Genomic DNA, 7103 nt, shown 5'->3' with positions numbered 1-7103 from the left:
ATATAAAGTTTTAAAAGTATTCATATACGTAATAATTTTTACGACTTACTTAATAGCAATAGTTTATACTATATGAAAAAACTTTCTGACGGTCGGTTATTCTGCCGAGTTAACCTTTGCCACCTTGGCCTCGGTCACTTTTGATTTGGCAATCTTACCGTCCTTGCGGTCGCGGGACATTGCAACAGCCTTGCCATCCTTTCGCGCAGCAACCTTACCGGGCTTCATGCCGTGGTGCTGACGGCCGGGAGCTCCCATGCGCGGACCCTGCGGGGCAGGGGTCATGTAGGCGTTTTCAAGGAAAATCACATACTGGTCGGGGGTGAGCACCTGCTTCATGCCGTCGAGATAGGCACGCTTCTGAGCCTTGCGGGCAGAGTCGCGCTCCTGACGTATCTTGCACCTCTCGGCCTTGGCGGCTTCTCTCGACTCGCACACCTGAGCCTTGCGGTTTGCAGCACAGGTCTTCTGTAAATCCTGTATTTTTGCTTTCTGAGCGTCGGTGAGGGTTATACCTTCAAACAGTACGGTGCAGCACTGGGCCGGGGCCGGGGCACATTGCTGGCCGGGATTATCGCATGTGGCCTCTACGGGGCATTGTGTCTGAGGACATGTCTGCCTGCGGGCATTGGGATTCTGAGCGGTTGCGGAGAGAGTGAAAAGTGATGCGCAGAGCATCATGACACTTACTACTTTCTTATTCATGTCGGAATTTATTTAGTCAGTTAATTATTATTCTTATGCACTACGTAAGTCATAAATATTTTTTTTACGACTTACTTATCTGACATGAATAACAATCAAACGTTTATTATCCCCGCCGCCTTTAACTCATATTTAACACTTCGCTGCATTATTTCCTTCTTCTCCGGCAGGCTTGAGCACGAGCGGAGAGTCAACCAGTTCGGGCAGTAAAGCTATGTCAAACACCTCTTTGACCGTGTTGACATGATGGAATACGAGCCCTTCAAGATGCTGCTTCTCGATATCGGCGATATCCTTGCGGTTGTCCTCGGAAAGTATGATATCCGTAATGCCAGCACGCTTGGCCGCCAGTATCTTCTCTTTTATGCCGCCCACAGGCATCACCTTGCCGCGGAGGGTAATCTCGCCGGTCATGGCCACACGCGGAGCGATACGCCGCTGGGTGAATGCCGACACAATAGCTGTGGCCATTGTGATGCCGGCCGACGGGCCATCCTTGGGTATGGCGCCCTCTGGCACATGGAGATGCAGCTGATAGGAATCAAACAGCGCCGAGTCTATCCCATATTCGTCGGCGTGGGCCTTGACATACTGCATGGCGATTGCGGCCGACTCTTTCATTACATTGCCGAGATTGCCGGTAAGGGTAAGTTTCTCACCCTTCGACCGTGTGAGCGCGGCCTCGATAAAGAGTATCTCGCCTCCGGCGGCAGTCCAGGCAAGCCCTGTGACCACGCCCGCAAAATCGTTGCCCTCGTAGCGCTCGCGGGTATAGCGGGGCACTCCGAGTATGGCTTCAAGATGCGACGGAGATATGCGCGACGGAAATTTATTGCACTGCAACTTGTTGAGCACTGATTTGCGCACCACTGCAGCGAGAGCCTTCTCAAGCTGGCGCACGCCGCTCTCGCCTGTATACCGGTCGATTATGGCGGCAATGGCGTCGCGCGAGAGCGACAGTTGCTGACGGTCTACGTTGTATTCCTTAAGCAGACGAGGTATGATATGGCCGCGGGCTATCTCTACCTTCTCCTCAAGCAGATATCCCGACAGCTCGATTATCTCCATACGGTCGAGCAGAGGCTGCGAGAGGGTCGAGAGGGTGTTGGCTGTAGCGATGAAAAGCACCTTCGACAGGTCGTAGTCTACATCTATATAATTGTCGTGGAAATGACAGTTCTGCTCGGGGTCAAGCACTTCAAGAAGTGCCGCCGAGGGATCGCCCTTGAAGTCGGCGCCGATTTTGTCGACCTCATCAAGCAGCAGCACAGGGTTGGTAGTGCCTGCGCGACGCATGGCCTCCATGATGCGTCCCGGCATCGCCCCGATATATGTGCGGCGATGACCGCGTATCTCAGCCTCGTCGTGCAGACCGCCGAGCGACACACGCTCGTATTTGCGGCCAAGCGCCGACGCGATTGCCGCTCCGAGCGATGTCTTGCCCACTCCCGGAGGGCCTACCAGGCAGAGTATAGGCGACTTGCCGGATGGGTTGTTGATCATCACGGCTATCTGTTCGAGCACACGCTCCTTCACCTTGCGCAGACCGTAATGGGCTGTGTCGAGTATTTTTGTAGCCTGTCCGAAGTTTTTCTGAAGCGGGCTCACCACTCCCCACGGCAGCGACAGCAGAGTCTCGAGATATGAATACTGCACATTATACTCGGGCGATTGCTGGCTGAGACGTGTCAGTTTCTCAAGCTCATGGGCAAAATGTTTCTGAGCATTTTCGGTAAACGCCGTTTCCTCGGCCTTGCGGCGCAGGGTGGCGATATCTTCGTCCTCATCGCCATACAGCTCCTGGCGCACGGCGGCAAGCTGGTTCTGGAGGAACGCACGCCGCTGCTGCTGCTCGAAATTGGCCTTGGCGTTCGACTTGATTTTCTCCGTCACCTGCATCATCTGCTCACGCTCGGCGAGAGCTTCCAGGAGTATGCGCGCACGCTCCTTCATATTCCCCTCGCCTATCATGCGCATCTTGGCGGCAAGGGCCACAGGGAGCTGTGTGCACAGAAAGTTGAGGGCCACCCGCGGATCGGCATCGTCGGGTATCTGAAGCATCATAAACTCCTGATTGCCGTCGGAGTGCGACTGGAGAGTCTTTATCATCTCCTGTATGGCCGCCATCGTGTTGGCAAACCCGCGGTCGTTTTTGCGCGGCTTTACATCGCGCTCGATTTCTACCGAACAGCGCATCGGGAAGGCGCCGTTGGTCTCGCCCGTGGCCGGACCGGTGATTCTTACGCGGTCGGAGGCATGAAGAAATGCCGCATGCGACCCGTCGGGCAGGTCAAACACCTTAAGCACGTGGGCCACAACGCCATACTGGTTGAGCCGGTTGATATCGGGATTGTCGTCCGAAGGGTCAAGCTGGCAGAACACACCTACCGGCACACCTGTCTCCTGGGCCAGACGGGCCGTCGACAGTGTCACCTCACGCTCGATATTGATAGGCATCGGCACGCCCGGGAAAAGCACCAGGTTGCGGGTGGCAAGCACCGGAAGTGCGTCCATGTCGGGGCGCCGGATATTGGCATCGGGATGTATCTCTATCTGTCCTACGTGGATACTGGTATGTTCGTTATTGTGGCTGCTCATTATTATCGTTTGCGGAATATGTTGCGTCGTATTAGTAGTATAATTTGCTGAAAACAAGTGGAGACACTGCCTCGGCATTCATCGCCGCGACAGAGCCGCAAAGTTACAAAAATTCGCCGACATAATATAGCAGGTGAGAGCTTGTTTAAAGGTTGTTTAAAGGTCGCCGGTCAAACAAGCACAAAACAGGCGCCAAGAGCCGCGGCTCCTGGCGCCTGTTTTGTATTAACTGTAGTCGGTGGCCATCAGTTGGCAGTGATGGTCACTCGCGCTCCGGCCTTGGTCGGGAAACTTATGGCATCATCCGACAGCACTTTGGCTTCAGCGCCTTTCACCTTGCAGCTGCCGGCACCGGGGAACTTAACGGTACACGGCTTTCCGCCGAGCGATGTTATTGTGGCTGATTTCAGCTTGCCGTCCGACCACGATGCATCGACCTCAAAGCCGCCGCGCGCACGCATGCCGGAGAAACTGCCTTCGGCCCATACGTCGGGAAGGGCGGGGAGCAGATCGATGCTGCCGCCCTGGCTCTGGAGCAGCATCTCGGCAATACCTGATGTGGCGCCGAAATTGCCGTCGATCTGAAATGGCGGATGGGCATCAAACAGGTTGCCGTACACGCCTCCGGCTCCATGGGGAGTGGTCAGCGACAGACAGCTCGACAGCATACGGTGGGCATGGTTGCCGTCGCGCAGGCGTGCCCAGAAATTGAGTTTCCAGGCACGGCTCCAGCCTGTACCCTCGTCGCCTCGAGTGTTGAGCGTCACCTTCATGGCATCTACCAGCTCATCCTCGCGCTCAGAGCGTCCGGGCACTATCTGCGAGCCCGGGTGGAGCCATATCAGATGGTTGACATGACGGTGGGTGTCGACATATCTGCCGAGCGAGTCATCCAAGCGGCCATCGCCGGTAAGGTCCTTGCGCACCTCATCTTTCCACTCCATAAACTGGCCACCCTTGCCGATACGCGGCATCGACATGCGGCTCTTGGCATCGGCAATCTCCTTTATCTCGGCCTCGTCGCTCTTGCCAAGCACATCGGCAGCCTTGATTACGGCGTCCATCATCTCATATACAAGACCCTGCGAAGCGGTGCAGCCGAGCGAGAAAGCACCATGCTCAGGAGAGTACGACGGGTTGACCACAAGAGTGCTGTCGCGCTCGTCGGTCCAAAGGGCATCGACCCAGAAGAGCACGGCATTTTTCATCGTGTCGAAGTTGTCGCGCAGGAACTCCTCATCCTGGGTGAAGTTGTAGTACTCCCAGATGTCCTGACACATCCACACGGCACCTTCGGGATAGAGGCTGTAGGAGCCCGAAGCCGCAGGCGCGGTGTTCGACCATATGTTGGCCTCATGGTTGGATATCCAGCCGCGCACGTCCCCTCCGTCCTGACGACAGTGGTAGTGGCGCGCCGTAATGGTGCCGCGCGGCTCAAGCGAGCGGATATAGTCAATCATCGGCCGGTGACACTCCGAGAGGTTGGTTGTCTGCACTGGCCAATAGTTCATCTCTACATTAATATTTGTATGGTAGTCGGCATTCCAGGGATTTTCAAGATGCTCTCCCCATACACCCTGCAGATTGGCAGGCAGAGAACCGGGACGCGACGACGCAATCATCAGATAGCGGCCAAACTGATAGTATAGAGTCTCCACATAGCGCTTTGTGTCCTCCGATGCTGTGCCGGCGAGCATGTCGGCAAGCCAACCGTCGGTATATCCCTCGGGCACGGAAGTATTGCCGCCGAGCTGCAGGCGGTTGCGGTCATAAAGGTTGCGGTAGTCGGCCACATGGTCGGCGCGCAGCTCCTTGTAGCTCTTTTTCTTTGCAGCCTCTATGCGGGCGTTGGCCTTGTCGAGAGGATTCTCGTCGGAGAAGAAATTAAATGTGGTGTCGTTGCAGAATTTATAGTTGGTGGCCGCCGACATGGTAAGCACGATTTCCTTGGCGCCGCTTACTGTAATCGAGTCGCCGGCGGCATTGACAGTTCCGTCGGTCGAATGCACGTCGAGCACCTGGGCAAATCTCAATCCGTCCTTCCAGTCGGGATTGTTGCGCTCACGTGCCGGCGTGGGCCATCCGGTAAGAGTGATACGGCCGTCGGCCGCCGACATACTGTAGTCGGAGTGAGGACAGTCGATGCGTATACTGCGCTTCATAGGCTTGTCCGATGTGATACGCACAGCCATCACATTGTCGGGATAGCTCATGAAATACTCACGCTCCACCGTGGCGTCGCCTGCGGTGTATTTCACCGTCTGCACGGCATTGTCGATATCGAGAGAGCGCTCATAGTCGCTGTAGCTGTCCGGAGCCTCAAGGTCGGATATGAGTATGTCGCTCACCGTCTGATATGAACCGAAATGGTTTTTGACACCAAGCAGATTGGCTATATAATCCTCATAAATGCCTTTCTCGTCATACTCTATGGCATCGTCGACATTGCCTGTGCTCTCATATTTGGAATTGTCCATCTTGTTGGCACGGCGCTGCAACTCCTTGCGCAAAGCCTGGAGCATCTTGTGGTTCTCGGCCTTTGTGTGCAGATGTCCGCCGTCGTAATCCTTGTCCTCTCCGGGACCTCCCGACCATAGGCTGTGCTCGTTGGTCTGGATAATTTCGAAAAACGGATTGCCATAAATCATCGCACCCATGTATCCGTTGCCTATAGGAAGGGCCTCCGACTCCCATATCGTAGCCGGGGAACCGTAGACAGCCTTCATAGGAGCCTGTGTGACCGATGCGTCGGCTGACATGCAGGAGACTATCGCGCCACCTGCGGCCACAGCCGCAATGCCTGTGATAATAAGTTTATTCTTTTTCATGATGCATAAGTTTCAATCGTTCCGATTAAATTACAAATATCCCGATAAAAAATAATGATTGTTAGCTCATCCACAAAGATAGCCATAATCCCATAAATACACAAATCCGCCACTCCGAAGATTGCCGGATTTGCATATGACTCTGTATTTTATGAATCCCGGAAACGGGAATCGTGCTATTTGCGGCTGTCAAGATAGGCGGCGATTTGCGAGGCTATCTGCGACATGCCCTTCACATCGGGGTGGCCGGCCTGCTTTGATATCCCCTCAAGCTCTATCAGTGGCACGGAATAGTATCCGCACAACGTACGTATCGACTCGTTGATGGCATCGGACAATCCGTCGTTCATTATGAAATATATATCGACATTGGGATACCGCTCCTTTATATTTTTAAGCAGACACGCCATACCGGGACGAAACGAGTAAAGCTGTTCGTCGGTCCAGTCGGAATACACATATTCTCCGATGGGAACACCGGCCCAGCTGTCGTTGGTAGCTCCGAAAATAAAGATAATATCCGGATTGCCAAGATATGCCGCACGTGTTATAAAAGAGCGGTCCTTGTAGTCCTCGCCACGGTATCCGCGATAACAGATGGTAGAGCCGGAAAAAGAGTTGTTGACTCCGAGCTTATATCCGTTTTCAGAAATAAACTTGTGCCACCACGTCTGTGTCACCTCACTCACATCGGTATTCACAGTCAGAACAGGCAGCTTATACCATACATAGTTGGTATCGGGAGTAACATAGTTGTGAAACGTGGAATACGAATCGCCAAGAATGGCTACAGTCTTACGGTCGCCGGCCGAAAGGCTTAGAACGGCAACCGCCATAATCAACAGTGAAAACAGTTTTTTCATGCTATTTCAGATTTAGAGTTTGTTTAATAATATAATGTTACCGTCAGGGCGGTCAATCGTCGAGCATATTTTCGCTTGTGATGAGGGAGTTATGGGGTTCCATAACGAC

Annotated in this window: 4 protein-coding genes; all 4 read right to left on the bottom strand. The window is 54.0% G+C overall.

The features are described 5' to 3' along the window. Positions 1 to 96: 96 nt before the first annotated feature. On the bottom strand, positions 97 to 705 hold the full coding sequence (locus tag K2I50_RS09115) for a DUF4890 domain-containing protein (RefSeq protein WP_301026008.1): 609 nt from the start codon (positions 703 to 705) through the stop codon (positions 97 to 99). Positions 706 to 837: 132 nt separating this feature from the next. After that, on the bottom strand, positions 838 to 3303 hold the full coding sequence (gene lon / locus K2I50_RS09110; RefSeq protein ID WP_301026007.1) for an endopeptidase La: 2466 nt from the start codon (positions 3301 to 3303) through the stop codon (positions 838 to 840). A 245-nt stretch (positions 3304 to 3548) separates the two neighbouring features. Beyond that, entirely contained in the window at positions 3549 to 6131 is a 2583-nt protein-coding gene (locus tag K2I50_RS09105; protein WP_301026006.1) for a glycoside hydrolase family 95 protein, read from the bottom strand. A gap of 176 nt (positions 6132 to 6307) precedes the next feature. Then, complete coding sequence (locus tag K2I50_RS09100; RefSeq protein ID WP_301026005.1) at positions 6308 to 6994, bottom strand: SGNH/GDSL hydrolase family protein; 687 nt, start codon at positions 6992 to 6994, stop codon at positions 6308 to 6310. Positions 6995 to 7103: the final 109 nt, after the last annotated feature.

Source organism: Muribaculum sp., assembly GCF_029051885.1.
Classification (GTDB): domain Bacteria; phylum Bacteroidota; class Bacteroidia; order Bacteroidales; family Muribaculaceae; genus Muribaculum.
This window is presented reverse-complemented; position numbering and strand designations above follow the sequence as displayed.